This is a genomic window from Vulcanococcus sp. DEBay_Sum22DG08_74 (genome assembly GCF_017852955.1).
Lineage (GTDB): Bacteria > Cyanobacteriota > Cyanobacteriia > PCC-6307 > Cyanobiaceae > Vulcanococcus.
Window position 1 is genome coordinate 1 of sequence record NZ_JAFMKL010000015.1, and the last position, 26,565, is coordinate 26,565.

25 protein-coding genes are annotated in these 26,565 nt (G+C 64.0%); 15 read left to right on the forward strand and 10 right to left on the reverse strand.

Going from position 1 to position 26,565, the window contains the following annotated elements; translation table 11 throughout:
* The coding region (locus QZ184_RS03440) for a YcjF family protein (RefSeq protein WP_296418158.1) at positions 1–1,151 on the reverse strand (1,151 nt) is incomplete at its 3' end.
* Between the two features lie 191 nt (positions 1,152–1,342).
* Here QZ184_RS03440 and QZ184_RS03445 point away from each other — a divergent pair.
* From QZ184_RS03445 to QZ184_RS03465, 5 genes are all read left to right on the forward strand, one after another.
* Entirely contained in the window at positions 1,343–2,272 is a 930-nt protein-coding gene (locus tag QZ184_RS03445; protein ID WP_296418160.1) for a cation diffusion facilitator family transporter, read from the forward strand.
* On the forward strand, positions 2,265–2,777 hold the full coding sequence (locus tag QZ184_RS03450; RefSeq protein ID WP_247478085.1) for a hypothetical protein: 513 nt from the start codon (positions 2,265–2,267) through the stop codon (positions 2,775–2,777). The genes QZ184_RS03445 and QZ184_RS03450 overlap by 8 nt, the downstream gene beginning before the upstream one ends.
* 19 nt (positions 2,778–2,796) lie before the next feature.
* The gene (locus tag QZ184_RS03455; protein ID WP_296416438.1) at positions 2,797–3,240 is read left to right on the forward strand and encodes a hypothetical protein; all 444 of its coding nucleotides are present in this window, start codon (positions 2,797–2,799) and stop codon (positions 3,238–3,240) included.
* A 61-nt stretch (positions 3,241–3,301) separates the two neighbouring features.
* Positions 3,302–4,330 (forward strand): tryptophan--tRNA ligase, encoded by a 1,029-nt coding sequence (trpS, locus tag QZ184_RS03460; RefSeq protein WP_010316758.1) that lies wholly within the window; start codon positions 3,302–3,304, stop codon positions 4,328–4,330.
* Between the two features lie 210 nt (positions 4,331–4,540).
* A complete protein-coding gene (locus tag QZ184_RS03465; RefSeq protein WP_296416437.1) occupies positions 4,541–5,203 on the forward strand; it encodes a glycoside hydrolase family 104 protein in 663 nt (220 codons plus the stop codon).
* On the opposite strand, the gene QZ184_RS03470 is transcribed toward QZ184_RS03465, so the two are convergent.
* Positions 5,194–5,556: a DUF2605 family protein gene (locus QZ184_RS03470; protein WP_010316756.1), complete on the reverse strand. Its 363-nt coding sequence runs from the start codon at positions 5,554–5,556 to the stop codon at positions 5,194–5,196. The two genes, QZ184_RS03465 and QZ184_RS03470, sit on opposite strands and share 10 nt — an antisense overlap.
* 152 nt (positions 5,557–5,708) lie before the next feature.
* On the opposite strand from QZ184_RS03470, the gene thrS reads away from it, so the two are divergent.
* From thrS to QZ184_RS03500, 6 genes are all read left to right on the forward strand, one after another.
* Complete coding sequence (gene thrS / locus QZ184_RS03475) at positions 5,709–7,427, forward strand: threonine--tRNA ligase (protein ID WP_247479951.1); 1,719 nt, start codon at positions 5,709–5,711, stop codon at positions 7,425–7,427.
* 6 nt (positions 7,428–7,433) lie between these two features.
* A complete protein-coding gene (gene glk / locus QZ184_RS03480; protein ID WP_010316752.1) occupies positions 7,434–8,438 on the forward strand; it encodes a glucokinase in 1,005 nt (334 codons plus the stop codon).
* Between the two features lie 31 nt (positions 8,439–8,469).
* On the forward strand, positions 8,470–9,414 hold the full coding sequence (gene thrB, locus QZ184_RS03485; protein WP_247478072.1) for a homoserine kinase: 945 nt from the start codon (positions 8,470–8,472) through the stop codon (positions 9,412–9,414).
* Positions 9,415–9,568: 154 nt separating this feature from the next.
* Positions 9,569–11,191: an NAD(P)H-quinone oxidoreductase subunit 4 gene (locus QZ184_RS03490; protein ID WP_010316748.1), complete on the forward strand. Its 1,623-nt coding sequence runs from the start codon at positions 9,569–9,571 to the stop codon at positions 11,189–11,191.
* Positions 11,192–11,253: 62 nt separating this feature from the next.
* A complete protein-coding gene (locus QZ184_RS03495) occupies positions 11,254–13,374 on the forward strand; it encodes a M3 family metallopeptidase (protein ID WP_296418162.1) in 2,121 nt (706 codons plus the stop codon).
* 38 nt (positions 13,375–13,412) lie between these two features.
* Positions 13,413–14,801, forward strand: coding sequence for a hypothetical protein (locus QZ184_RS03500; RefSeq protein WP_296418163.1), 1,389 nt, complete (start codon positions 13,413–13,415; stop codon positions 14,799–14,801).
* On the opposite strand, the gene QZ184_RS03505 is transcribed toward QZ184_RS03500, so the two are convergent.
* The 8 genes from QZ184_RS03505 to QZ184_RS03540 all read right to left on the reverse strand — a co-directional run bounded on the left by QZ184_RS03505 (position 14,790) and on the right by QZ184_RS03540 (position 24,662).
* Positions 14,790–15,884, reverse strand: coding sequence for an alpha/beta hydrolase (locus tag QZ184_RS03505; RefSeq protein WP_296418165.1), 1,095 nt, complete (start codon positions 15,882–15,884; stop codon positions 14,790–14,792). The two genes, QZ184_RS03500 and QZ184_RS03505, sit on opposite strands and share 12 nt — an antisense overlap.
* Positions 15,885–15,887: 3 nt before the next feature.
* A complete protein-coding gene (locus QZ184_RS03510; protein ID WP_296416430.1) occupies positions 15,888–16,433 on the reverse strand; it encodes a hypothetical protein in 546 nt (181 codons plus the stop codon).
* 19 nt (positions 16,434–16,452) lie between these two features.
* Entirely contained in the window at positions 16,453–17,157 is a 705-nt protein-coding gene (locus QZ184_RS03515) for a DUF6629 family protein (RefSeq protein ID WP_296416429.1), read from the reverse strand.
* Between the two features lie 76 nt (positions 17,158–17,233).
* Positions 17,234–17,833 (reverse strand): alpha/beta fold hydrolase, encoded by a 600-nt coding sequence (locus QZ184_RS03520; protein ID WP_247478052.1) that lies wholly within the window; start codon positions 17,831–17,833, stop codon positions 17,234–17,236.
* A gap of 3 nt (positions 17,834–17,836) precedes the next feature.
* Complete coding sequence (gene folB / locus QZ184_RS03525; RefSeq protein ID WP_247478051.1) at positions 17,837–18,208, reverse strand: dihydroneopterin aldolase; 372 nt, start codon at positions 18,206–18,208, stop codon at positions 17,837–17,839.
* Complete coding sequence (locus tag QZ184_RS03530) at positions 18,205–19,479, reverse strand: glutamate-5-semialdehyde dehydrogenase (RefSeq protein WP_296418167.1); 1,275 nt, start codon at positions 19,477–19,479, stop codon at positions 18,205–18,207. The genes folB and QZ184_RS03530 overlap by 4 nt, the downstream gene beginning before the upstream one ends.
* A gap of 69 nt (positions 19,480–19,548) precedes the next feature.
* Positions 19,549–20,436 (reverse strand): ROK family protein, encoded by an 888-nt coding sequence (locus QZ184_RS03535; protein ID WP_296418169.1) that lies wholly within the window; start codon positions 20,434–20,436, stop codon positions 19,549–19,551.
* Between the two features lie 11 nt (positions 20,437–20,447).
* On the reverse strand, positions 20,448–24,662 hold the full coding sequence (locus tag QZ184_RS03540) for a translocation/assembly module TamB domain-containing protein (protein ID WP_296418171.1): 4,215 nt from the start codon (positions 24,660–24,662) through the stop codon (positions 20,448–20,450).
* Between the two features lie 234 nt (positions 24,663–24,896).
* Between QZ184_RS03540 and QZ184_RS03545 the strand changes: the two genes are divergently transcribed.
* From QZ184_RS03545 to QZ184_RS03560, 4 genes are all read left to right on the forward strand, one after another.
* Entirely contained in the window at positions 24,897–25,370 is a 474-nt protein-coding gene (locus QZ184_RS03545; RefSeq protein WP_010316733.1) for a DUF2518 family protein, read from the forward strand.
* Entirely contained in the window at positions 25,367–25,771 is a 405-nt protein-coding gene (locus QZ184_RS03550; protein ID WP_296418173.1) for a DUF4332 domain-containing protein, read from the forward strand. Before QZ184_RS03545 ends, QZ184_RS03550 begins: the two co-directional genes overlap by 4 nt.
* A gap of 61 nt (positions 25,772–25,832) precedes the next feature.
* Positions 25,833–26,117 carry a hypothetical protein gene (locus QZ184_RS03555; RefSeq protein ID WP_247478023.1) on the forward strand — a complete coding sequence of 95 codons (285 nt, stop codon included), beginning with the start codon at positions 25,833–25,835 and terminating at the stop codon, positions 26,115–26,117.
* On the forward strand, positions 26,114–26,565 hold a 452-nt coding region (locus QZ184_RS03560), incomplete at its 3' end, for a CocE/NonD family hydrolase (RefSeq protein WP_296418174.1). The genes QZ184_RS03555 and QZ184_RS03560, both read left to right, overlap by 4 nt.

The following is a 26,565-nucleotide window of genomic DNA, read 5'->3' on the forward strand; positions in this document are numbered from 1 at the left end:
GCCATCGCCCGGCCCACAACCCGGGTCAGATAGGCGGCACTGAGGGCCTGCATGGCACCCCCAACAAGCCATGTCGGACCGTGCCACTTCACGACCGACGCCAGGGCCTGAGAGCTCCACTCGACAACCCCCAGGCTCAAGGCAGCCTTGCCCAACTGAGCCGCCGAGGCTTGCAGTTGCTCAAGGGACCAAGGGCAATTCCAAAGCCTGGCCATCTCCTGAAGCATCAAGCCTTTGGCAGCGGCCAGCACTAACAGATCCAAGCTGGGAAGAGGCGCCACAACGACGCCCGCCGCCACGGTCCACTGGGTGCGTTGCAGCAAACGGGACCAGTGCTGGCGGCGCAGGCCCTCGAGTTCAAGCTGCCAAGCCGCATGCAACTCCTGCAGGCAGCGTTGTTGGTTGCGCTCCCGGCTCAGCGGTGTGGATTCCGCGAACCAGGAGGTGAGGTCTCGCCAGCCACTGGCCTCCTGGGCCGCAAGCGGCCAACAGCGCCCGCGCAGATGAATGGGAAGCTGCTGCTCGAGTTGCTGGAGCTGGGCGGAACTCTCGAGCTCCGGTTTCGTGCGCACCAGAATTCCCACCCGCTGCTGCTCTGGCAGGGCTTCAAGCCAGCGCAGGTCAGCCGCCGTCAGGGGCAGATCGAGTCGATACAGCAGCAGCTCGCAGTGGCGAAACACCTCCGGCCACTGCCAGGACTGAGGAGACAAGGGCAGGGCGTGACTGCGATGCACCCGAAGTGGATGCACAGAGGGGCAGTGACACAACAGCTGCTCCTGCTCGGAAGCGCTCCACGCTGCGGTCCCCACCAGGGCCAGCTGAATGCAGGTCTCCTCTTGGCGCTGACGCAACAGCTCCAGCTGAGAGCGGCGCTGAGTCTGGTGGAGCTCAAAGGTCTTGGCCTGAGCACGACCCTCCTCAGCGCTGGCTGCCTGCAGCACTTGGAACTGCTCAAGAACCGCCTCACAGCGCTCAAGCCAACCCTCGGAGGACTGAGGCAGGTGCTGACCGCTTGGACGCATGCGTCCGCCAAGCAACCAAAGGCCGGCCCCTGCGGCACCCAACCCCATCAGCGAGGAGAGGGGCCCATGGAGGGACTCCAGCACCATCCAGCCGCCGCCTGCTGCCGCAAGCCAGGGCCAATGCCGCATTCCCTGGCGCAGAACCTGCGCTTTGAGCTCCTCCCCCAGTGAGACGGGCCTCGGCGATGGGGATTCAGCTGAGACCTGAGGAACCGTCAATGGGGAGCCTGAATTCGGCGGCCGCGCCAACTCTTTAGCTCAGCTATTAACCCATGCCCAGACCCAATAGCGTGGGAGGACCTCAATGAGCCTCCTTGGCCATGGGTCTTGCTGGCCAAACCAACGAGCGGGCCGACCGCCGGTCCGAGGTCCAGAGGGTCCTGCTGGTGGCCCTCGGGGTCAACGTGGCGATGACGCTGCTCAAGCTGATCATTGGTCTCTTGAGCGGATCGCTTGCGCTCTTGGCGGATGCCATGCACAGCGCGACCGATGGCTTGTCCAGCCTGCTGGGACTGATCACCAATGGCCTCTCGGACCCCAAGCCGGACCGCGATCACCCCTACGGCCATGACAAATACGAAGCGGTCGGAGCCCTAGCGATTGCGGGCTTCATTTGCTTGACGGCCTTTGAGATCGTGCGCACAGCCCTCGAGCGCATCAGCTCGGGCCTGCCCCCAATCCGCCTGGATGGCCAGGAGCTGCTGCTGCTCCTCATCGTCCTCGGCTGCAATCTGCTGCTTGCCGGATACGAGCGCAGTGAGGGCAGACGCCTGAGCAACCAGCTGCTGTTAGCCGATGCCAAACACACGACCAGCGACATCTGGACAACCGTTGTGGTCCTGGTCGGTCTCTGTGGGGTCGTTCTGTTCAAGCAGACCTGGCTGGACGTGGCGATGGCCATCCCGCTCTGCGTCCTCTTGATCCGCGTCTGCTGGCAGGTGCTGAAGACCAACTTGCCCTGGTTGGTCGATCAAATCGCCATTGCACCGGAATCCATCCACGAGACGGCGATGGGCGTCCCTGGAGTCCTCAACGTCCATGACATCGCCAGCCGCGGGGTTCTGGGTCAGCGGGTGTTCATTGAGCTCCACATGGTGGTGGATGCTGATGACCTGCCAAAAGCCCATCGGATTACCGAGCTCGTGGAGGAGCATCTCGAGCGGCGCTTTGGACCCGTTCGCTGCACAATCCACCTGGAACCGCGGGAGTACGCGGAATCCACCATCACCTTCCAGGGGACCCATGGCTGAGCTCCTGCGCTGGCTCACCCCCCATCAGCAGCAGCTCTTGGCCGATCTCAGTGACCGCCAACAACTGTTGGCTCGCTGGGATGGCGATCGGCCCATTGCCCTGCTCGAGCGCTGCTGGTTGCGGCTGCAGATCCTGCCCATCAGCAGGCTCAGCGCGGTTTTACCGCCCGACAACAGTGGTGAAGCCCCAGAGTTGATTCGCTTCCGCAACCTGATCCGCGCCGGTTTCTCGAGCGCAGAAGCGGAAGAGCAATGTTGGGATGAGTTCGGGAAGGTGGCCTGCTCCGAGGCGCTCCAACGCTTTTGGGCCGCACAAGATCAGGGTTGCCATGGCTGGACGCTGCAGGCCTACCTCGACCTGCTGTCGCGCTACCGAAGCAGCATCGAATCGGAGGGACCAAATCCTTTGCCGGTACTGGTCTTGGCCCGAGCAGGCAGTCCAGAACACCATCGCCTGATTTGGCACTGGCCGGCCTCACTGTCGGTAGGGCACACTTGCCGCTGACTTCTTCAGGTGTGCGGCCATGGCCGACGGTGATTTCCAACGGAATTCGGGCGAGCAGTCCCAAGGCAACCGCGGTCCTCGCGAAGGTGGCGGGTTCCGCATTCGCCTGAGCGATAACGAGATGCGCGCCGCCCGCGCCGTGCAAGAGGCCTTTGGCGTCCGTTCCACCGTGGCAGCCCTGGGCCTATCCCTGCGCACCGTGGCCCAGCTGATCGAAGAGGGCCGGATTGACGACATCGTTGCCCAGCAGAAGGCCAGTGCCGGTTCCCGGGGACGGGGCGAGCGCGGTGACCGTCGTGGCGAGCGCAATGAGCGCCCTGGCAACCGCCCCAATCCGTTTGCCCGTCCCGCCAAACCAGCAGCCGCGGTCCCTGAAGAGGAGACGGTGAGCGAGGAAGCCGCGTCGGAAACCACCGAAGTGGCAACAGAGCAAACCACCACCGAAGAGACCACCGAGGCCTGATTCGAGGCCGCTGCCGGGTCCTGCCTCCAGGCAGAATCCGGCGAACATTTCGCCAGCTCGCATGCAACGCGCCAGGGTCCTGTCCGGAGTTCAGCCCACTGGCGCCTTGCATTTGGGCAATTGGCTCGGAGCCATCCGCAACTGGGTCGGACTGCAGGAGACCCACGACACCTTTTTCTGTGTCGTGGACCTGCACGCGATCACCGTGCCCCATGACGCGGCCGCCCTGGCCCGTGACACGCGCAACACCGCCGCCCTCTATCTCGCCTGCGGAATCGATCCTGAGAAAGCGACGGTTTTTGTCCAGAGCCATGTCTCAGCCCACAGCGAGCTCTGTTGGCTCCTGAACTGCGTCACACCGCTCAACTGGTTGGAGCGGATGATCCAGTTCAAGGAGAAGGCCGTCAAACAGGGGGACCAGGTCTCCGTTGGCCTTCTGGACTACCCCGTGTTGATGGCGGCGGACATCCTTCTGTATGACGCTGACCTCGTGCCCGTTGGCGAGGACCAGAAACAGCACCTGGAGCTGGCCCGAGACATCGCCCAGCAGCGAATCAACGCTCGCTTTGCCCCGCGGGATGCCGAAGGCGAGCCCATCCCCGTCCTGAAGGTGCCCGAGCCGCTCATCCTCAAGGAGGGTGCCCGCGTAATGAGCCTGACCGACGGGCGCAGCAAGATGAGCAAGAGCGACCCCAACGAAGGATCCCGCGTCAATTTGCTGGATTCGCCTGAGGTGATCACCAAGAAGGTCAAGCGCGCCAAAACCGATCCCGTGATGGGCCTCGAATTTGGGAACCCGGAGCGCCCCGAAACCGACAACCTCTTGGGGCTCTATGCCCTGCTGAGCGGCAAAGGTCGTGAGGCAGCCGCTGCAGAGTGCGCCGCGATGGGCTGGGGCACCTTTAAACCCCTACTGGCCGAGACACTGGTCGAAGCGCTGCGCCCCATTCAAGAGCGCTACAACGACCTGAGCGCTGATCCCGCCGAACTGGACCGCGTCCTCAAAGCCGGCAGCGAGCGCGCCAATGCTGTGGCCCAGGCCACTCTGGAGCGAACCCGCGAGGCACTGGGCTTCCTCAAGGCGAACTGAGGCCCCAAGCCGCTAATCAAAAACGGAAGGAAAGATAAAGGTGGCTAATTCGTTACGGCGCATTGGCCAGCCAAAAACCTCGCCAATCGCCCTGGAGAACTAAAAATCAACCTGCAGCACATCGAGGCAGCACTTGTCCAGTTCGGACGGGAAGTCTCACCTTGAGACTCGGCTAGCCAGCAGTCTCAATGGACTGCGACGTTGTGCCGCTTGCCAATTCGTCATTCGCTCCAGCATTCCCTCAAGCCCAGTCGTGCCGCCGCTCCGGCCTGCTCACTGGGTCTGCTGCTTCTGGCCGCTGGCCCCCTCGTAGCTCCCTCCAAGGGAGTCGAGGTGGATCAGTCACTGGAGCAGATCGTGGCGGCTGCCAGCAAGACCGAGGACGGAGAGCTGTATGCAATCACCCCGGAGCGCCGGGCCCTGCTCAACACCATTCGCTACGCCGAGGGCACCTGGAAACAAGGCCCCGAGGGCTATCGCACCCTCTACGGCGGCGGGCGTTTCAGCAGCCTGGCCAAACACCCTGATGTGGTGGTGGTGAAGCGCTACACGAGCGCGGCCGCAGGTGCCTATCAATTCCTGCCCGGCACCTGGAAAGAAGCCGCAAACAAACTGAGCCTTCGCAGCTTCAAGCCCCACAACCAGGACCAAGCGGCCCTGTATCTGGTGGATCGCCGCGGTGTACTCGATCAAGTCGACCGCAGCGGCTTAACCCGCGGGGTGATGGCCGTGCTGTCCAAGGAGTGGGCCTCCTTCCCTAGCCACAACGGACTGAGCGCCTACGGCCAACCCGTGAAGAAGGCTGCGGAACTGGCCAACTTCTACGAATCCAACCTCAAGCAACTGAAGCGCAGCCGCTGGGCTCAGGCCTGAGGAGGATCGGGGCGCTCTTGCTCCGGAAGCGGCACTCCCGCCACCCGCAACATCGCGGAGAGGTTCCAGACCCGCATCATCAGGCGATGCCAAGGGGTCATGGCATCCATATCAACGGCCATGGGGGTCGAGCAGGCGGCCCGGAGTGCTTTGGCGGCGGCGATCGCCTGAAGCGCCTCCTCCAGGGCGGAACGAAACTCCCGCTGTTCCACCGGTGGCACCAGGTGATCGGGGGCGTGATCCAGAAGGACCAAACCGCGCTGGAACCAATAGCGAAAGTCACCAAAGAGTGACTCGAGCAAGTGGTCGAGCAATTCGGCCGACTCAGCCTGGGGTTCTTGGGGGTTGCTCACCCCCACACCCTAGTAATGGTCTGAATTGCGCTGCGTAGGATCGGGGTTGCTATGCCGCTGCCGTGACCGCGACCCGTACTGCCGAGCCTGCAGCCACGGTGCACCTGCCCAAAACCAGCGAGAGCGAGCAGCTGCTGCGTATCCGCCACTCCATGAGCCACGTGATGGCCATGGCGGTCCAGCGCCTCTTCCCCAAGGCCCAGGTGACCATCGGACCTTGGACCGAGAACGGCTTCTACTACGACTTCGATAACCCCGATCCCTTCACGGAGGCCGACCTCAAGGCCATCAAGAAGGAAATGATCAAACTCATCAACAAGAAGCTTCCGCTGGAGCGTCTGGAGGTGAGCCGAGCGGAGGCCGAAAGCCGGATCCAGGCCCAGAACGAGCCCTACAAGCTGGAAATTCTGGCCGGGATCCAAGAACCCATCAGCCTCTACACCCTCGGCGAGGACTGGTGGGACCTCTGTGCAGGCCCCCACGTCAGCAACACCAAGGAACTGAACGCCAAGGCCTTTGACCTTGAGAGCGTCGCAGGCGCCTACTGGCGTGGCGACGAGAAGAACGCCCAGCTGCAGAGGATCTACGGCACCGCCTGGGAAACCCCAGAACAGCTGAGCGAATACAAGCGCAGGCAAGAGGAAGCCAAGCGCCGGGACCACCGCCGGATCGGGACCGACCTCGACCTGTTCTCGATTGAGGACGAAGCCGGCGCTGGCTTGGTCTTCTGGCATCCCCGCGGCGCCCGCATGCGCCTCTTGATCGAGAACCTCTGGCGGGAGCTCCACTTCAACGCCGGCTACGAGCTGCTCTACACCCCCCACGTGGCTGACATCAGCCTCTGGAAGACCTCTGGCCACCTCGACTTCTACAGCGAGTCGATGTTTGGCCCGATGCAGGTGGACGAGCGGGAGTACCAGCTCAAGCCCATGAACTGCCCGTTCCACGTGCTGACCTACGCCAGCACCCTGCGCAGCTACCGCGAGCTACCGATCCGCTGGGCCGAGCTCGGGACGGTGTATCGCTACGAGCGCCCCGGTGTGATGCACGGCCTGATGCGGGTGCGGGGCTTCACCCAGGACGACGCCCACGTGTTCTGCCTGCCGGAGCAGATCAGCGACGAAATCCTGGCGATCCTGGATCTCACCGAACAGATCCTCTCGACGTTTGATTTCCGCAACTACGAAATCAACCTCTCCACACGGCCTGAGAAGTCCATCGGCGAAGACGCGGTGTGGGATCTCGCCACCCAGGGCTTGATCGAAGCACTGGAGCGCAAGGGATGGGCCTACAAGATCGACGAAGGCGGTGGTGCCTTCTACGGCCCCAAGATCGACCTCAAGATCGAGGACGCCATCGGCCGGATGTGGCAATGCTCCACGATCCAGCTGGACTTCAACCTGCCTGAACGCTTCGACCTGGAGTACGTGGCAGCGGACGGATCCAGGCAGCGGCCGATCATGATCCACCGCGCCATTTTTGGCTCACTGGAGCGGTTCTTCGGGATCATGACCGAGAACTACGCCGGTGACTTCCCCTTCTGGTTGGCACCCGAGCAGATCCGCCTGCTGCCAGTGACCGATGAGGTCGCCGGCTACGCCGAATCCGTCGCAGCGGCCCTGAAGGCGGCGGGCGTACGCGCCAGCGTGGATCACTCCGGTGACCGCCTGGGCAAGCTGATTCGCAATGGCGAACAGATGAAGATCCCCGTTCTGGGGGTGATCGGCGCCAAGGAGGCCGAAGGCGGGACCATCAGCCTGCGCAGCCGCCGGGAGGGCGACCTGGGCAGCATCGAGCTGGAGACCGTTGTGGCCGCTGCCAAGGAAGCGAATCAAGATCGGGAAGCGGGGCTCAAGATCAGCCCCCGCTGATCTCCGATGACCACGCTTCTAGCCGGTGATATTGGCGGCACGAAGACCCTGCTGGGCCTCTACAGCGTCGAAGGAACGGCACTGATTCAGAAGGCCAGTCAACGTTTCGTCTCGGCCGATTGGGCTGATTTCTCGGCCCTGGTGAATCACTTCCTCGACGGGGAGGCGTCCTGCTTCGAGCGACCTCGCCAGGCCTGTTTCGCGATTGCGGGTCCGGTGCGCCAGGGCCGGGTGAAACTCACGAACCTCCCCTGGCTGCTGGATGAGGTGGAACTGGCCCGCGCCTGCCAGCTCGAGGTGCTCGAGCTGGTCAACGACTTTGCCGTTCTGATCTATGGGCTGCCTCACCTGCAGCCAGAGCAACAGACGACCCTGCGGCAGCCGGCTGCGGGCGGCGGCGACCCCAAGGCGCCGATCGCGATTCTTGGGGCCGGGACCGGTCTGGGGGTAGCGATCGGAGTGCCCACGGCAGGGGGCTTGCAGGCCATGGCCAGCGAGGCCTCCCATGGCGAATTCGCCCCCTGCAACGAGGAGCAGTGGCAACTGAAGACCTGGCTGATGGCCGAGTTCGGTCTGCCGCGCCTCTCGATTGAACGGGTGGTGAGCGGCACGGGACTGGGCGACGTGATGCGCTGGCGCCTGGCCACCCATCCCGACGGACGCAACCATGCCCTGATGAAGACGGCCGACACCGAGTTGCCTGCGGCGACCGCTGCGGCCGCAGCGGCTGGCGATCCCCTCGCCCGCAAAGCCCTGGATCTCTGGCTGGAGGCCTACGGAAGCTGCGCAGGGGATCTTGCCCTGCAAAGCCTTTGCTATGGCGGGCTTTGGCTGGGAGGTGGCACAGCGGGCAAGCTTCTCGATGAGTTGCGCTCAGAGCGCTTCCTTGGGGCCTTCTTGAACAAAGGACGGCTCAACGCCGTGGTGGAACAAATCCCTGTCCACGCCTTGATCGACGGCGAGACTGGACTCTTCAGTGCCGCTTGCCGGGCTCGGCTGTTGAACGCCTGAGTGGGACACTGACCCCAGCAGAACAGAGCGCATGGCCCGCCCCCGCATTGGACAGGGGGTTGTGGTGGATGTCCCCGCCACAACAGCCAACTTGGGTCCCGGCTTTGATTGCCTCGGAGCGGCCCTGGATCTGAACAACCGCTTCGAGATGCGCTGCATCGAAGGCAGTGGCGAGCGGTTTGAACTGGTGATCGAAGGCAGCGAGGGATCGCACCTGCGGGGCGGCCCGGACAACCTCGTCTACCGCGCAGCCCAGCGGGTCTGGAAAGAAGCAGGGGAAGAGCCGATTGCTGTCGAAGCGCGGGTCCGCCTGGCGGTTCCACCAGCACGGGGACTGGGAAGCAGCGCCACAGCCATCGTGGCCGGCCTGATGGGGGCCAACGCGCTGATCGGCGAGAAGCTCAGTCGCGAGAAGCTGCTGGAGCTGGCGATCGACATTGAGGGGCACCCGGACAACGTGGTTCCTTCACTGCTCGGTGGCCTCTGCCTGACCGCTCGAGCCGCCTCCCATCGCTGGCGCGTGGTGCGTTGCGAATGGGACCCGAAGGTGATGGTGGTGGTGGCCATCCCGGCCATTCGTCTGTCCACCAGCGAAGCCAGACGGGTCATGCCGAAGGCCATCTCCATTCCCGATGCCGTGACCAACCTCGGATGCCTGACCTTGCTGCTGCAGGGACTACGCACCGGGAATGGCGACCTGATCGCCGATGGGATGCACGACCGGATCCACGAGCCCTATCGCTGGGGCTTGATCCAAGGGGGCCAGGAGGTGCGCGAGGCCGCCATGGCAGCGGGGGCCTGGGGCTGCGTCATCAGCGGCGCCGGGCCGAGCATCCTGGCCCTCTGCCCTGAAGACTCGGCGGTGGCCGTCAGCAAAACCATGGTTCGGGCCTGGGAGGGTGCTGGGGTGGCCTCCCGCTCCCAGGTGCTGCAGCTCCACCAGGCCGGAAGCCGCTGGGAGCACCTGCCCTCCTAGGCCACTCAACCTGAGTAGAAATGCCTAGACCAGATCGGTCTCACTGGTAGATTTCTTCCTTGATAGGCACCTCCCGTAGGAGGAGGGTTGAGTCCCTAGAGGGCTGAACCCAGATACGGGACATCGCCCTCGATACCCAAAAGCCGTGCACGCGATGGACGCCAACCTGCCCCTGATGGCCGCGTCCGCTGCGATTCCCGGCTCCGCGTTTGGAGACTCCGCTCTCGCCCAGGGAATGCTGGCGGCGCCAACAACCTTTCCCTGGCTCAGCCTGATCGCTCTGCTTCCGATCGCGATCGCGCCGCTGGTGATGCTCCTGCCCGGTGATGGCACGGACCCCAAGCTCCCGCGAACGGTGGCGCTGACGACCCTGTTGGCTGACCTAGGGCTGATGCTCTACGTCTACAGCCAGCACTACGACGGCTCGATCGCGGGGCTGCAACTGGTTGAGCGTTTCGCCTGGGTTCCCGCCATCGGCCTGGAGTGGTCCCTCGCCACCGATGGACTCTCAGCCCCGCTGGTGGTGCTCTCTGGCTTGGTCACCCTGCTGTCGGTGGCCGCCAGCTGGAACATCAAGACCAAAACCAGGCTCTACTTCGCTTTGCTCCTGGTGCAGGCCTCTGCCCAGGCCTTGGTCTTCCTTTCCCAGGACTTCCTGCTCTTCTTCCTGGCCTGGGAGCTCGAATTGGTTCCCGTCTATCTGCTGATCGCCATCTGGGGCGGCCAGCAGCGTCAATACGCGGCCACCAAGTTCATCCTCTACACGGCGACGGCCTCGCTGTTGATCCTGTTGAGCGGCCTGGCCCTGGCCCTGAACGGTCCCTTCACCCTGAACCTGAGCGAACTGATTGCCCGCTCTCCAGGCGGCCTTTTCGGCCTGCTCTGTTACCTGGGATTCCTGGTGGGATTCGGCGTGAAACTGCCGATGTTCCCGCTCCACACCTGGCTTCCCGATGCCCACGGAGAAGCCAATGCCCCGGTCTCGATGCTGCTGGCTGGGGTGCTGCTGAAGATGGGGGGCTACGCCCTGCTGCGCTTCAACGTGCAGATGTTGCCGGAGGCCCACCTGCAGCTGGCCCCCGCTCTGATCGTTCTGGGCATCGTCAACATCGTCTACGGCGCCCTCAACGCCCTGGCCCAGGACAACGTCAAACGGCGTATCGCCTGTAGCTCCGTCAGCCACATGGGCTTCGTGCTGCTCGGCATCGGTGCCATCGACAGCCTGGGGATGAGCGGAGCAATGCTGCAGATGATCAGCCACGGACTGATCGCGGCCGCGATGTTCTTCGTGACCGGCGTGTTCTACGAGCGGACCAAAACCCTCTCGATCCCCAACATGGGGGGATTGGCCAAGGTTCTGCCGATCACCTTCGCCTTTTTTGTCGCCAGCTCCCTGGCCTCCCTTGCCCTGCCTGGCATGAGTGGATTCGTCAGTGAAATCACCGTGTTCCTTGGCGTGACGAGCAATGACGGCTTCACCGTGGGCTTCCGGGTGATCGCCGTTGTCCTGGCGGCCATCGGTGTGGTGTTGACCCCGATCTACCTATTGAGCCTCTGCCGCCGGGTGTTCTTTGGACCCCGGATCCCGGCGCTGGCGGTCCTGGGCGACATGAAGCCGAGGGAACTGGTCATTGGACTCACCCTGCTCGTCCCAACCCTCGTGATTGGCTTCTGGCCTCGAGTGGCGATTGATCTCTATGAGGCGACCACCACGGCCCTTGCCAACGACCTGGCGCAGCACGCCGTCGTGGCCCTTCGGCTACCCGCCCTCGGCTAATTCCCCGCAGCGTCAGTCCCTGAGCTGGAATGGGCCGAACAAGGCCCCTTGCCTCAGCCACGATGACTGTCAGCAGCGCTGCCAACGCTCAAGCGGAGATCCTGCGAGGCGAGGGCCTGCCGAACTTTGAGGCGATCACCCCCGAGGCCGTCAGCGAGCACATCCCGGCGTTGATGCAGGCCCTGGAGAGCGAACTGGGGGACCTCGAGCAGTCCTTAGGCCAGAGACTCGAGCAAAACCAGACACTGAGCTGGAACGATGTGATGGCTCCACTGCAGCGGCTGGGTGAGCGGCTGCGCTGGAGCTGGGGTGTCGTCAGTCACCTCAACGGGGTCTGCAACAGCCCAGAGCTGCGGGATGCCCATGCCAGCCAACAGGCCTCGGTTGTCCAATTCGGCAACCGTGCTGGCCAGAGCCAGGTGATCTATCGCGCCCTGCAGCAACTCGAGGCGGGTCGCTCTGGCCTGGATGGCACCCAACAACGGATTCTCGATGCCGAACTTCGGGACATGAAGCTGCGCGGGGTCGGCCTCAGTGGCGCCAGCAAAGAGGCCTTCAACAGTGCCAGTCAGAGCTTGGCGGAACTCTCGACCCGCTTCGGCAACCATGTGCTCGATGCCACGAACCACTGGACCCTGCGACTGACGCACGCCGCCGAGGTCGAAGGTCTACCGGCAAGCCTGCTTGGGCAGTTATCCCAAGCGGCACGCCAGGCCGGCGACGAGGACGCCAGTGCTGAGCAAGGGCCGTGGCTGATGGGGCTGGACATGCCCCGCTACGTCCCCTTCATGAAGTACAGCCGCAGGCGTGATCTGCGCGAGAAGGTCTACAAGGCCCACGTCAGCCGTGCCTCAGGTCAAGACGGCAGTGACCTCAACAACTGGCCGCTGATCGAAGAGATCCTGACGCTGCGCAGACAACAGGCGGAGCGGCTGGGGTTTGCCAACTGGGCGGAGTTGAGCATTGCCTCGAAGATGGCCGACTCAGAGCAGGCCGTGGAGTCGCTGCTGGAGGACCTGCGCGGCGCCGCCTACCCGATTGCCCAGCAGGAACTGCAGGCGCTTGCCAGCTGCGCCCAAGCCCACGGCGCCCCAGAAGCGACTGAGTTGCAGCCCTGGGACATCAGCTACTGGGCTGAGATCCTTCGCCAAAAGAGTTTTGAACTCGACAGCGAAGCCCTGCGGCCCTGGTTCCCCCTCCCGCAGGTGCTCGATGGGCTGTTTGCCCTGAGCGAGCGACTGTTTGGAATCCGGATCGAGGCGGCCGATGGGGAGGCGCCGATCTGGCATCCCGATGTGCGTTTCTTCCGCATCCTTGAGCAAGGCCAACCCGTCGCTGGCTTTTACCTCGATCCCTACAGCCGTCCGGGCAGCAAGCGTGGTGGCGCCTGGATGGATGAATGCCTGGTGCGCTCCAAGGGCACTGACGGCAGCGTGGTCCTGCCGGTGGCCTACTTGATCTGCAACCAGAGTGCGCCGGTCGGAGAGACGCCGAGCCTGATGACCTTTGACGAGGTCGAGACCCTCTTCCATGAGTTCGGCCATGGTCTGCAGCACATGCTCACGAGCGTGGAGCACCCCCAGGCGGCCGGCATCAATGGCGTCGAGTGGGATGCCGTTGAACTACCCAGCCAGTTCATGGAGAACTGGTGCTATGACCGCGCCACCCTGATGGGAATGGCTCGTCACTGGCAAACCGGTGAGGCCCTACCCGAGAGCGAATTCTCCAAACTGCTGGCCGCACGAACCTTCATGGGCGGTTCAGCGACCCTGCGTCAGGTGCACTTCGCCCTGGTGGACCTGCGCCTGCACAGCCAGTGGACGCCGGAGTCCGGTGTGACGCCGGAGGCCCTCCGAAGGGAGATCGCTACCACCACCTCAGTGCTGGCCCCCATCGACGAGGACGCCTTCCTCTGCTCCTTCGGACACATCTTCGCCGGCGGCTATGCGGCGGGGTACTACTCCTACAAGTGGGCCGAGGTGCTCAGTGCCGATGCCTTCGCAGCCTTTGAGGACGTCGGCCTGGAGAACGAAGACCAAATTCGCGAGACCGGTCGCCGCTTCCGCAACACGGTCCTGAGCCTTGGCGGCAGCCTGGACCCCAAGCAGGTGTTTGAGGCCTTCCGGGGGCGTCAACCCAGTAGCGATGCTCTGATTCGCCACTCCGGCCTGGTAGCCGTCTAAGTCCAGGGCCTACAGGATGGGGGGAGATGGGCCGCCCCATGGCTTCAGGCTCCCCCCTCGCCTCTATTGCCGATCCCCTGCAGCTGGATCCGGACTGGTCCTGCGGCGTTCCGCTGCTCGCCTTTGAAGACGCCCTGGATCAGAGCGTCTTTCGCTCAGGCTTAACCCGATCGGATTGGCTCAAACGCCTCGCCCACCAGCTCCACAAGCCACAGTTGCTGCCGCTGCTCTGGCTGTTGCCCAAGGGCTGGAAATTGGCTCCGGCGGATTTGCCCCAGCGCTTGCAGACCCTGGGCGGACTCGTGGAGCGCGAACTGCTCACTCCGGCCCTGCTTGGGGCGATGGCCGATGCGCTTCCCCACTTCCTCAATGGGGAACACGCCGCTGCCATGGGCCGTTGGCGCGGGCAACAGGACGCCGAGCTGCCCAGCAGCTTGGAGCAGCTCCTTCGGCTCAATCCATCAAGCACTGATCCAACAGACCCTCAAGTAGGCAACACAGAGGCCGAGCGCCTCAGCGGCGGGCTCATCTGGCATAACGCCGGACTGCACCATGAACAGTCCGCCAGCGAGCGAGAGCGCAACGCACTGGCCGCCCGCGTGCTCAATCGCCTCGCAGCCAACGCGCTGGAGCAGGATCAGTGGCAAATCGATGGAGCCAGCAGCTGCAGGGCCTGGTTCAGCCGGTTGCAGCAGGAGGGCTGGAGCCTTCAGGCCCAGCTGCGCGCCAGTGTGGCCAGCTTTGGACTTGGGGCAAGCCTGCCCAATCCAGAGGGGTGCAGCCAGGTGCCCTTGGCCCTCCCCATCCGCACTGGACTGCTTGGGGAGGGGGAGCAGGACATCCAGAGCTTGCTTCCCCACAGCTGTCTGGAGCTGGAATGGCGACGGGGCAACGATCTCATCCGCCTGCAGTACTACCAGGGCACCGAGGGGCTCTGCGGTTGGGAAGCCCTCAACGATCTCCATCGTCCCTGGCAGAACGACCGAGAGAATGGAACGATCCGCTACTTGGGGGAGCCGTTCTGCGCTGAACGTCTCCTCGAGGTGATGGATCTCTGCGACCTCATGGCCTTGATACACAACCAGCAGAGCGATGCCGATGCGCTCTGGCTTGGGGGATATGGGGCCTTGGGATTTTGCATCGATAGCTCTGCGGTGTTGCAACAGGCCATGGACGGACGCTGCGACCTCTTCCCCTGCCTGCTCGGGGCCATCTGGCGAGAACGACTCCTGCAGCGAGCCCGTGGACTGCAGCTACAGCAGGAGTCACAGCACAGGGCCCGTGAGCGCTATTGCCGCGCCCTCACAGAGCTGCCCCACGATGGCTTTTGCTTTGCGGAGGGCAGCCGCGATGCCAAACGGCGCCTCAAAGCCTCACAACCCCAAAGCAGCCCATTCCGGTTGACCCAGCAGGCCCTAGTCCTCTGACTCAATCGCCTGGACGATCTGCTCAACGACGGCCTCGCGGTGCAATTCAGCAAACGGGCCACTCAAACCGTTGTGGTTCATGCCCTCAATCTCCCGCCGTTCAATGCGGGAGTGCTTCAGGGCTCGATTCCAATTCGACAGGGGGAGCAACGGTGATCGCCCCGGATAGGCAATGCGGCCAAAGGCCGCCACCGGGTCACGGCTCCCAATGATCATCGTGATTTTGGAGAGCTGGCTCAGCAGTTGATTGCCGCTAAACACGCCGCAGAAGCTGACGATGCTCACTGGCGCACGGCAAATGCGGCGGAGATATTCGGCGACGCCCATCGCCATCTCAGCACCACCGCTATAGCCCACCAAAACGATGCGCTGGCCCTGATCAGGCCGAAACCCGACCTCCCCCAACCGCAACGCGATCTTGAGGGACAGCTCGTAATTCATGATCGGGCCGTAGCGGTGGTCCGAGGAAATCCCCACCTTGATCACGTTGTTGGCTTGAACCAAAACGGCAGCCAACAGCTGGATCCAGCCGTTGGGATGCTCCTCTTGCAGGGCAAACAAGCGACGCCAAAACCAGGCACTACCCAGGTCTTGAGCCAGGGCCACGGGCAGAACGGTGTAGGCCTCCAAGCCCTTCACCAACCGGGTGGAGTGGTTGAGCTTCTGATCCAGCAACTGCAGAAAGGCCGAGACCCGCGGCGGATGATCGCGCTCCAGTTGGTGAATCCCATCGAGATACACCACAAAACAGCGATGCTCAGCCGCCGCAGGGGACGTGGGGAACAGGGCGGTGGGATCCGGGAGCCCCTCCAACCAGCCCTCCCAAAAGGCAAATTGCGTGACCAGGGAATAGATGCCAGCCGTCGGAATCAAGACCAACAGCAGCAAGCCAGACCAACGCAAGAGCAGGTTGATGTCAGCCCAATCCAAGACCGAGCGCAGGGCCAAAAGCACATGGCCCACACCAAACCAACTCACCCCCAGCCCCAAGGCGAGCACCAGCACAATGAAAGCGAGCCTCGAGCGAGTGCTGTGTTGCTGGGCTTGGATCGCCGCCTGCTGAGCGGGGGATGACCGGTTCATCACTCAAGCCCCATGGGCATCGGACAGTTGGGAGGCCAGGGTGCTGTATCCCGCCTGCCAGCTCTGGCGGAACAACAACCAGACAAGCAACACGGCAACGGCATAGCCAGGAGTCGCCAGCAGCAAGGCCTCGCCGTAGGGCAGAGCGAAGCGCACATGCAACAACGACACCACGTTGAGGTGCATCAGCACCCAAATCGCAAAGCCGATGGTTTCACCGACATAGGGCGCAGCAACCAGCAAATAAAAGACCGCCGGCAGCAAACACACAGCCACCCCATCAATAAAGGCACTGGGGTGGACTGGAACACTGGCTCTTGTGGCCAGCAGAACCATGTCAATGGTGCTGCTTAAGAGGAAAGCCACCGAAAGCATCAGGCCATCAAGAATCAGATGGATGATGATTTGGCGGCGGTTGAGGCGATTGGCCAGGAGAGAAAAGACATGGGAGAGGGACATCGACAGTCCCACCACGAGCAACAAACCAAGGCCCACATCGGTTTGAACGAGCCAAGTACCGAGAGCGTCGAGTACTGCTTGGACTCCCATGCTTCAACTCCCCCGTCAACTAGCGGCCGGATGCAGCACGCAAGGCCGGCCGGTTCACAATCCAGATGACGTAGATGGAAAGAACAGCGCAATAGAAGCACCAGACCGAATTAAACGTGGCGCTATAGGTCAACCAGGTCAGGAAGATCGAGACAAAGATCAGGACCCCAAACAATTTGACGGCCTTATCAGAGAGGGCAATCAAGGGGAGAACAATGAAGCCCCAATACGCCAGCTCACCCACGGGCTCCGTGTTGACGAAGTTATGGATAATGCTGTGCAGATTGGAGACGTCATAGAGCAGACGACCGTTGCTGTGGACCGCAGGCTGCAGAGCGGGAGGGTTAAACAAAACGGGCAAGTAGAAGGCAATGCCCAAGACCGTTGCCACAATCGCGACCCAGCGCAGCCGTTGTTGCAGCCCCTTGGAATCCGTCGATCGACTGATGGACCAGGCGCTCCAGGGAATCCAGATCATCCAGAAGCAGTAGGCGAAAAAGAGGAAGCCCAGCCCCGCCAGGGTGCTCAGCGGCTCCACTCCGCCTTGGTCAATCGCGGTCCACTCCAGACCCTCAACAAACTGTTGGACCCCAAAGAAAAAGGGCACCAGCGCCAGTGGGATGTAATCCCGTTTTCCTGTCTTTTGTGCAACGTGGGTGCTGTAGAGCCCCAACGGCATCAAAACCGCCGATGCCGTGAAACTGGCGGAGGCTGAAAAGCACATAGGGGGCCTTCAAACTTTGCCTACCCATAGACACGCTTCCCTCGAGCGACAACGGCCGTGATGGGAAATGTTGTGGCTAAGGCGCCAGCAATTCCTCAGCCAATGTTGCGATCGCCCGTGGATTCACGATGAGTTGCCGGTGGGTCCAAACGGGCAGGGCCTGCCGCGGCCCCTGGGGCAGAACCGCCCGCCAACCAGGAAACACCGTGATGTCCGTGCGGCTGTACAAACTGACGCACTGCAAGCCATCCAAGTGATGCTTCCCCGCATCGAGATCCCGCAGGAGTGCGCTGCCGATCTTCATGTCAGCAATGCCTGCCAAGGGCCAGCGAGGAACCAACTGCGCCGTCAATGTTCCCTGCTGTGGACTGCCTAAACAGACCAGACGGCGCGTTCGCCGAACCCCGTCCCACTCCTGCAGCCAGGTGCGCGCAATCACACCACCCATGGAGAACCCGAAGAGATCCAGCTCTCTCTCAGCGCCAAAGCGCCCTTGAATCAAGCGATCCAATTGCGCGGCGAGCTGACGAATGGGCGTGGCGCCCAGGCGATGGGGCAAGTGGGGTGCAAAGAGCTCCAGGTCTGGCTGACGCTCCAGCAGCGCCTGCTCGAGCCGGCGAAACAAACGGGGGGTGTCCCACAACCCATGCAGCAGCACCAGAGGACGCTTGGTCATCGATCAGGCGGACTGGTGCCGGCTGCGCTGCACGCCAACCGTGCCACCAAATCCAGGGACAGGTGCCTGGCATTTGCGCAGTTCGATCGCCATCGGCACCGGGCCGTAGAGGTCCTCGAGCAGATCCAGGATCAGGCCGCTCCAATGCTCCAAGGTCTGACAACGCAGCTGCCTGGCCTGGCGCTGCAGGGCCTGAATGGCACGGCTGTAATCCAGGGTCGCGGTCACATCGTCACGGGCGGCGGCGTCACTGAGATCCCAACGGAGCTCGATGTCGAGTTCAAACCACTGACCGAATTCCCGCTCATGGGGCAGCACGCCCACGTGGGCCCAAAGGCGCAGGTCCCGCACCACGATCCGATCGCTACCGCTCACAGGGGGCAATCGCGATGGCTGAAGCTGCGGGCGCCGGAGGCGTAGTCAGCGGCGATGTGCCCGTCACCACGCAACAGGTAGCGGTAGGTCACCAGCCCCTCCAAGCCAACGGGGCCACGGGGCGGCAGGGTTTGGGTACTGATGCCGACCTCGGCGCCAAAGCCGTAGCGGAAGCCATCGGCAAAGCGCGTGGAGCAATTGTGATAGACCCCAGCGCTATCCACACTGCGCAGGAACGTCTCCGCCGTTGCGCCATTGGTGGTGCAAATGCACTCGGTGTGCCGTGAGCCGTGGCGGGCGATGTGATCCAGGGCCTGCTGCAGGTCATCCACGACGCGGACCGAGAGGATCAAATCGGAGTACTCCGTCCGCCAGTCCGACTCCTCGGCTGCTGTTGAAACCCCCAAAGCCTGGCTGGCGGCATCTCCGCGCAACTCCACACCAGCCTCGGCAAAGGCCGGCAGGGCCTGCTCGAGGAACGCCGCGGCGCTGCTGCGGTGAATCAGCAGGGTCTCGATCGCATTACAGGCGGCCGGGTACTGGGTTTTGGCGTCCAGGGCAATACGAATCGCCTGGGGAACATCAACCTCCTGGTCGACATACAAGTGACAGACCCCATCGGCATGGCCCAGGACAGGAATACGGGTGTTGTCCTGAATGAAGCGCACCAGTTCGTTGGACCCCCGGGGAATGATCAGATCCACCAGGCCATCGAGCTTGAGCAAGGCCAAGCTTTCCTCACGGGACGTCAGCAGCTCCAGGGCCTGAGGGGCGACCGCCGAGGCCGCCAATCCGCTGCGAAGGGCGGAGAGGATCGCCGTGCAACTGCGGTTGGCTTCCCTGCCGCCCTTGAGGATGGCGCCATTGCCGGAGCGAATGGCCAACGAGGCGATCTGCATCACCGCATCGGGGCGGGCTTCAAAGATCACCCCCAGGACCCCCAAGGGAACACTGAGGCGCTCGAGCACCAAGCCGGAATCGAGCTCCCGGTGCATCTGGCGCACGCCGACGGGATCCGGCAGCTGGGCCACCTGACGCACCCCTTCGATCGCGCCGGCCAGCTTGTTCGCATCCAGCTTCAGCCTGGCCACCAGGGAGGGCGCCAGGTCAGCGGCTGCCGCGGCCTCGAGATCAGCGGCATTGGCCGCGACGATCGCGCTGGCCTCAGCCTCGAGGGCATCGGCCATCGCCAGGACGGCCTGCCGTCGCTCTTGATCACTGCAACGCCCCAGGGCCATCGCAGCGGTTCGAACGCCACCAGCGCGCTGCAACAGTTCAGGCGATGGATCGGGAACGTTCACACACTTCTGGGGCTCGAGTGAGCATCATCCCAGCCGGGCTCAATCATTCAGCCGTTCCAGAGCCAAGCGAGCGGCCCCCAGTCGACCGGCCCCATTGCCAAGAGCAGCACAGCGGATCTCCAGGCCCAGGCGGCTTTCGGCCTGGACCCGCTGCTCCACCTCCGTCAGGGCATGGGGCAAAAAATGGGCGCTGGCGGCACTCAAACCACCTCCGATCAGCACCAACTGGGGCGTGAGGACATAGATCAAAGAACTCAGGCCGACCCCAAGCCAACGGCCGTACTCCCGCCAGGCCTCCAAGGCCTGCAGGTCGCCCGCACGGGCCAGCCGATCCAAGGTTTGGGGGTCCTGATCCAACAGCCGGCGCAGGCCAGCAATGCTGCAGTACTGCTCCAGGGAGCCACGGTTGCCGCTGTTGCAGGCGGGGCCATCGGGGTTGACGCTGATCAGTCCCGGTTCAGCGGCGGCTCCGCCTTGACCCGTGAAGAGCTGACCATTGAGCAGCACTCCTCCACCCACGCCGGTCCCCAAGGTGAGCAGCAAGACATCGCGGTAGCCGACCGCAGCCCCCCGCCAGGCCTCACCCATCAGGGCGCAGTTCCCATCGTTGGCGAGGGTCACCCGCCGGCCGAGTTGCGGCTCAAGCCATTCCGCCAAGGGCACCTGCTGCCAACCCGGCAGGTTGATGCAGACCCGAGCCACCCGGGCCGCCGCATCCATCGGTCCAGGCAAACCAATGCCCACCCTCGAGGCCCGTCGATCGGGATCGAGGGCAGCGACCGCATCGACGATTGCCGTCACCACTCCGCCGGGCATGGCCGGCTGCGGCGTGGGGCATTCCAACTCCGCCAGGAGCTCACCGCCGGTGGAGAAGCGGCCCAGCTTGATGGCCGTCCCTCCCACATCCACTCCGATCAGTTCGCTCATTGGGATGGCCGCTAGAAACGGAAGAAGACCTGCATCTGGGTCTGCCAACGGGCCTCCGCATCGATGGAGGTCTGTAGTCCCAACCAGGGCTTGGCCTGGTAGCCGAGGGTGACCTGGGGCGGGATGTCGCTGCGGTTGGGAGCAGCCAGCACAGAGGCGTTGAAACGCTCACTCACATCCAAGCCGATGTCGGTGACGGGAACCAGCTGCGATGGCACCTGACCGGAGCGGTTGGATTCGGCGTCGTAGTTCGTCGGTAAGACGTAGGCCGGATAGATCGCGAAGGTGAGCCGCTGGCCCAGCAATTCCGTCAGGCTGCCCACCAAAGGGGAGAGCAAGGACTGTCCAACCACGGTGGCGACGGCTGCTCCAGCGTTGCCACCGACCAGACCCACCAGGGAATTGCCGCCAATCAAGGCCAGCAAGCGATCCTCAGGTAATGGCGGGGTACTGGAGAGGCGAATGTTGTCGACCAACTGGTCCGCAGGCCCCGTGACTTCGAGCCGCACCCGCACCAGTTGCAGCTGATCAAAGCTGTTGGGGGTCAAGGAGGCGTTGTTGAAGGAGCCATTGGTGCTCCAGTCGTAGATGGTGGAGCGATTGCTGCCATCGCCAAAGGCCGAGAGGGTGTCGGACACCCGCGTGCGCAAGACGATGTCCACGTAGGGAATCAGGCCCAGGCTGGGGGTGAAGACCGCCACGTTGGGGGCGTCGGGATCGAGGCTGAAGGTGGTGGTGAACAGCCCCAGGCGACCCCGCAGCAGCCGTACGACGCCACTGATCTGAATCTTGGGGTCCAGGGGGCCATTGAGGGTCAACAAACCACCCACACCGAAGTTCAGGACGTTGGGGACTTCCACCCGCAGATCGCGGCCAAAGCGCAAGCGGAAGCGCTCAAAGCTGACGGAGCCCAAGTTGGGCAGGGCGGCCCGCAGGTCTTGGCTGCTGGAGCTCTCCAACTGACGCCCCATGACGAGCAGGGGTTTGTTGAAGTCCCACTTGGACTCCAGCAGGGCAGGAACGTTGGTGGGCTTACTGGGGGCGTCTTCCGTGGCGAGCTCACCGGGCTGAACGTTGATCGCCCCGCGGCTCAGGGCGAGCTCACCGCCCAGAACGGGGCGCAGCAGGCTGCCGCCGATCTCGACGGTTCCGTCGGCGACGGCGGCCATCCGCGCCAGCTTGAACGGGGCTTGCTTAACAGTGAGATTCAGACGGCGTGCTGGCGCACCCTCACCCGAGGCAAAGAGGTTGAGATCTCCGCTACCGCTGAGCTGCCCCTTCTCGCCGACGCGAGCGCTCAGGCTTTGCATCTCCAGGGAACTGAAGTCGAACAGCAGGACCGCATCGAGATCGCGGACCGTCTGATCGGCCAGCTGCATCACCCCATTGCTGAAGCGCAAAAAGCCGTTCGCCACAGGCTGGAGCAAGGAGCCACGCACCAGGAGTTCCAGGTCGGCGCTGCCCTGCTTCCACTGCACCGCCGAACCCGAGAGGGCCGTGAGAAAGCGCAGACCATCACCGCGGCTACCAATCCGCAATTCGAGAGCCTCCGATGACGCCGAGAGCGGAACCGTGCCGCGCACATCCACGACCTCAGAGGAACCACCACCGCGCAAGACCCAATCAAGGGCGAGTTGGTTGTTCTGCAGCGTCACCTCGCCGCGCTCGAGGGCCAAGCGCTCGCCATTGAGGGAGGCGTTCTGCAGGGCCAAATTCAGTTCAAAAGCTGGACGCTGCTTGGGGCCTCCGAGGCGATAGGAACCGCGACTGGAAAGCGATCCCCGGAGACCCTCTGGAACCGGCGCGACCAATGCCAGCAGTGCCAGTGGCAGATGGGCCAGCTCAAACTCCCCACCTTGGTTGAGGGGCCCATGGAGACGCACAACCGTCGGCTGATCCGTAAGCGCTAGATCGCGATCCGTCCCCTGAAGCCACAGGTGTCCTTGGGCCGCGAGGTCGACAAACAAACGGTCAGCGGATGGCCCCCTCAAGGTGAAGTCGGCATCCAACACCCCCCGCAGGTCCTGCAGTGCGGCTTTGGTTTGCGCCGATTGGGCCCGCTGGCGCTGACGCTGGGCTTGGGCCAGGGCCGTGAGCTGATCCGCCAGGGACAGGCCCTGGGTGTTGAACACCAGCGTGCCCAAATCAAAGGCACGACCACTTGGCGTCGGAGGGAGTCCCCCCCAATGGGGGACAGCGGCCAGCAGCTCCTGCAGGGTTTGCGATTGGAGTTGGCGAGCCTCCAACCGCAGCCAGAGGGGGCCGGCCTGTTGGCCTTTGAGCTGAATGCCAACCGTTCCGTAGCCAAGGGCCGTCCACTGGCCATCCAGGCTGAAGCGACCCTGGCGAAGCGCAGCCTTGGCTTGCAGGGAGCGACCGAACAGTCCAAGCAGCTGCGGTTGATCAACCCGGAGCTGACCATCGAGGGACAGGGGCTTCATGGCGAGGGCCCCTTGCCCGCTCAAATAACCGGACAACGGTTGGGGGGCGGCCGCTGGCCAAAGGGCCAGGTCAAAGCCAGAGAGGGGGAAACGCTCGGCACTCCAGCGGTAGCGCTGGTTGCCCGCCGTCAGGGCGAACGCCCCGCCCGCCCTCTTGAGGCTGAGGGAGCTGAGCTGCCAGCCAGGGGTCAGCCGCGCCTGCAACACTCCAGGAACGGCGCTGTTTTCGACTTGCAGCCGCAGGGACAAGCCCTGGAAGGTCCCAACCCAGTTCTCATCAAGACCAAGCGGACCGAGCCCAGGCGCCTCCGCCTGAAGAGTGAGGTCGGGTCTAAGGCGTTGCAGGGAACCGCGGAGTGCCCCTGAGGCACTGAGTTGTCCCCGCAGCTCTGTCCCCAGCAACGCAGAGAGGCGCTCCAGGGGAAAGCGCCGAAGGTCAATCTCCAGGCCCATCGGCGTGCGCCCAAGCGGCAGCGGCCCCTGGGCCATTAGATAGGGCGACTCGAAGCGCTCCAACCGCAGGGCCGAGGGGCGCCAGATCAGCTGGGAGCGAACCGAACCCAGCAGCGGGTTGCGCTGTTGCTCGAGCTCAAGGCTCAGTTGGGGCTTGCTCCAGGGGCCCAGTTGCTTGAGCGCAAGCTGCAGGTCCGGACGCGAGCCAAGGACAGGGCCCCAGGCCTTCTGCTGACGCGGTCCCAGGCTGAGTGTCTGGCTGCGGAGCTGGAGGTTGGGCCAAAGCTGACCGCTCGCCACCAGCTCACCGCCACCCTGGCGAAGTAGCAACCGTTTCAGCTCAGCGGTTAGGCCTGCTTGGTTGCGCAGGAGGGCCTGGGCCTTCAACACCAAGGGCTGAGGGGGTTGCTTGGCTAGGGCCACACCGGCCAGCTGACCATCGAGTTGGAGCTGGAGCTCAGCCAGCGGCCCAGCGAGCGCGGCGCTGAAGCGGTGGCCCGCCTTGGGCTCACGGGCCTGGAGTTGAAGCTGAAGCTGGTTGGACCGTGCCCCCACCAGGGGAAACTCACCCTGCAGCTGGCCGCGCCAACCACTCCAGCGCAGGGGGGAAGAGGCCAGGCGCAGTCCTTGAGGACTGCAGCGCAGGTCCAAGCGAGCGGAGGTCAAGGGCTCCATTGCCCCCCCTGGCGCCCAGCGCAGATCGGTCAGATCCAGCTGTCCCTGACAGCGATTCTTTGAGGCGGTGCGCTCCAGGCGCAGCCGGCCATTGAGCCCGCCCCTGACATCGGCTTTGACCTCACCCGGAAGGAACGGCAAGAGGGAGGCGAGCTTCAGCGCCTGGGGCTGGAGCTGCAACTGCAGCCGTTGGCGTTGCCAGTCATTGCGGACCTCAACGCGAAGCTGCCCCGCCTCACGGCTGCGCAGCTGAGTGTTGGTATCCAGACGCCGCCGGCGCAAATCAACCGACAGGGATCCCTCCAGTGCCAGGGACGTCGGCTCACCCTTCGCCCCGTGAATTCGCACCTGGGCGGGGCCGCCGCTCAAGCCATAACGGAGTGTCAATGGGGGCGGTTGTCCCCCCGCAGGCACACGCCCCAGTTGCCAGAAGGAGCCTTGGCTGTTGCGCCGCAGGTCAACGCGGGCACGATCAATTTGAAACTGCAACACCCAGCTGCGGGTCAGCAGGCTGCGCAGGGGGTCCAGGGAGACCGAAACCGCCTGGGCCTCGATCGTGGATGGGTTGTCGAGCCCCGGCTTGAAGCGACTGGCGCCGGCCGCCAGACCGAGGGGCCGCAATCCGCGATAGGGACCGAGCTCCAGGGGATGACCCATGGAGCGACTGGCGAGGAACTCGAGCCAGGGCTTTCGCAGGCCGTACTGCCAGGCCGCGACACGATCGAGGCCAAACCAAGTCAGCGCGATCCCCGCGGCCGCCAGCAGGGCAGGCAGGGAAGAGGCCGCGGGGCCGCGCGTTCTGGGATTCCTTCGGCGGCGCGCTGGGCCCGTGGGTCTCGGGGGCTGAGAAGGCCGCAATATAAGAGTGTTTCTTGATCCAGAACATTCCCCATGCGCGCCGATCCCCTCTTGCTCACGGCTGGCGAATGGCTGGGGATTGCCGCTGGTGGACTGCTGCTGATCACCGTGGTGGCCTTTCTGGCGCGCTGGGGCTTCCGCTTCCGCTTGGTGGGCGTCACGAGCTTCACCGTCCTCCTCTCGCTGTCCTGCCTGGCCTTTGCCGTGAGCTACGCCCCAAGGCTGGTGGTGGAGGGTGCCGTCAGTGTCCCGGTGGTCTTCGACAACGGCTCTGATCTCGTCGTAGCGGCCGCACCAGCGGACCTCGCTGCCGAAACCTTTGGACCCAGCGTGGAACAGGTCGCCCGCAACCTGCGCGGCAGCGGCCGCAAGGACCCCACCGTTGAAGTCCGCCTCCGCCGGGTCGAACCCCAAGGCGATGGCGTTGATCGCCCCGTGGTGCTGGCCACCGCCGTTCGCGATTGGGCCACGGGCGACGTGACAGTGAGCGTCAACGCCAAGCGGTGAGCGAAGGCAGCCCCTATCCGCTTCCCTCCCATTTCGCCAGGGAGCAGGCTGTCCTGATCGAAGCCGGCATCCAAAGCTGGCCAGCCATTGCCGCCCTCTCCGATCGGGACCTCGATCAGCTCTCCAGACGGGGTGGGGCGCTGGAACGTCAGCTGCGCAAACTGCGCGGTCAGGCCCAGCTGGTGGTGGAGCTCGATCTTGAGCCCTACCAAGCGGCCCTCCTGCTCTACGCGGGGATCGCCAGTCGTCAGGGCCTAGCGGCGGCATCGCCCCAGCAGCTCTTGACCCAGCTGGGCCGCCTCGAGCGCTCGCTGACCGGGATGGCCCCGGCACGCATCACACCCGCCCTGATTCGAACTTGGATCAAACGGGCGCAGGAGGCCAGTCGCTCGACGAAGTGACCCCTAGCGCGCAGCGCTGTAGCACAGGCGACCTCAAATAGATCCATCGGGAGTTCTTTCAGTGACACGCCTCCGCCTTTGCGGCCTGTCCCTGGCCGCTGCAACCCTCTGTTTCATCCAGGCCGCTCCGGCACTTGCGGACTCTGCGCTGCTGGAGTCGGTCAAGCAGAACCCCCAGAAAGCCAAGGCCCTCTGCGGAGAACTGCAGGCTCTCAACGCCAAGGGCATCTCTTACAACTCCCCTGAGGCGACAGCCCTGGTCGCCAAGCAGCAGGGTCTGAACACCACCGACGCCGAGATCCTCTCCACCTATGTGGTGGGCCTGTATTGCCCGAAAGTCCGGTGAGTCAAGAGCAGCTGCGCTGCTCTGACGGGACTGCCCTGAGGTCAACCCTCTGGAAGCCAGAGGGCCAAGGTCCCTGGCCCTGCCTGTTGATGCGTCAGCCCTACGGGCGGGCGATCGCCTCAACCGTCACCTACGCCCACCCCAGTTGGTACGCCAGGGGGGGCTTCGCCGTTCTCGTCCAAGACGTCCGCGGCCGCGGCGATTCGGAGGGGGAGTTCCTCGGCTTCCAGCAGGAGGCCAGCGACACCACCGCAACCCTGCGCTGGATCCGCCAACAGCCCTGGTGCAACGGAAAGGTGGGGACCTACGGCTTCTCCTACCAGGGACTCAGCCAGCTGCTGCTCTCCGGCTCGGAGCATCTGCCGGATGCCCTTGCACCGGCCATGTGCGGCCTGGATGAACGGCTGCATTGGGCCAGCGAGGGGGGCTGTCATTGGTGGGCCCTGGG

What these genes read in the sequence shown, in the direction of transcription:
- QZ184_RS03445 (WP_296418160.1), top strand. Translation starts at nt 1,343, where the DNA reads ATGGGTCTTGCTGGCCAAACCAACGAGCGGGCCGACCGCCGGTCCGAG.
- QZ184_RS03450 (WP_247478085.1), top strand. Translation starts at nt 2,265, where the DNA reads ATGGCTGAGCTCCTGCGCTGGCTCACCCCCCATCAGCAGCAGCTCTTG.
- QZ184_RS03455 (WP_296416438.1), top strand. Translation starts at nt 2,797, where the DNA reads ATGGCCGACGGTGATTTCCAACGGAATTCGGGCGAGCAGTCCCAAGGC.
- trpS (WP_010316758.1), top strand. Translation starts at nt 3,302, where the DNA reads ATGCAACGCGCCAGGGTCCTGTCCGGAGTTCAGCCCACTGGCGCCTTG.
- thrS (WP_247479951.1), top strand. Translation starts at nt 5,709, where the DNA reads ATGAGCCACGTGATGGCCATGGCGGTCCAGCGCCTCTTCCCCAAGGCC.
- glk (WP_010316752.1), top strand. Translation starts at nt 7,434, where the DNA reads ATGACCACGCTTCTAGCCGGTGATATTGGCGGCACGAAGACCCTGCTG.
- thrB (WP_247478072.1), top strand. Translation starts at nt 8,470, where the DNA reads ATGGCCCGCCCCCGCATTGGACAGGGGGTTGTGGTGGATGTCCCCGCC.
- QZ184_RS03490 (WP_010316748.1), top strand. Translation starts at nt 9,569, where the DNA reads ATGGACGCCAACCTGCCCCTGATGGCCGCGTCCGCTGCGATTCCCGGC.
- QZ184_RS03495 (WP_296418162.1), top strand. Translation starts at nt 11,254, where the DNA reads ATGACTGTCAGCAGCGCTGCCAACGCTCAAGCGGAGATCCTGCGAGGC.
- QZ184_RS03500 (WP_296418163.1), top strand. Translation starts at nt 13,413, where the DNA reads ATGGCTTCAGGCTCCCCCCTCGCCTCTATTGCCGATCCCCTGCAGCTG.
- QZ184_RS03505 (WP_296418165.1), bottom strand. Translation starts at nt 15,884, where the DNA reads ATGAACCGGTCATCCCCCGCTCAGCAGGCGGCGATCCAAGCCCAGCAA.
- QZ184_RS03510 (WP_296416430.1), bottom strand. Translation starts at nt 16,433, where the DNA reads ATGGGAGTCCAAGCAGTACTCGACGCTCTCGGTACTTGGCTCGTTCAA.
- QZ184_RS03515 (WP_296416429.1), bottom strand. Translation starts at nt 17,157, where the DNA reads ATGTGCTTTTCAGCCTCCGCCAGTTTCACGGCATCGGCGGTTTTGATG.
- QZ184_RS03520 (WP_247478052.1), bottom strand. Translation starts at nt 17,833, where the DNA reads ATGACCAAGCGTCCTCTGGTGCTGCTGCATGGGTTGTGGGACACCCCC.
- QZ184_RS03535 (WP_296418169.1), bottom strand. Translation starts at nt 20,436, where the DNA reads ATGAGCGAACTGATCGGAGTGGATGTGGGAGGGACGGCCATCAAGCTG.
- QZ184_RS03540 (WP_296418171.1), bottom strand. Translation starts at nt 24,662, where the DNA reads ATGGGTCATCCCCTGGAGCTCGGTCCCTATCGCGGATTGCGGCCCCTC.
- QZ184_RS03545 (WP_010316733.1), top strand. Translation starts at nt 24,897, where the DNA reads ATGCGCGCCGATCCCCTCTTGCTCACGGCTGGCGAATGGCTGGGGATT.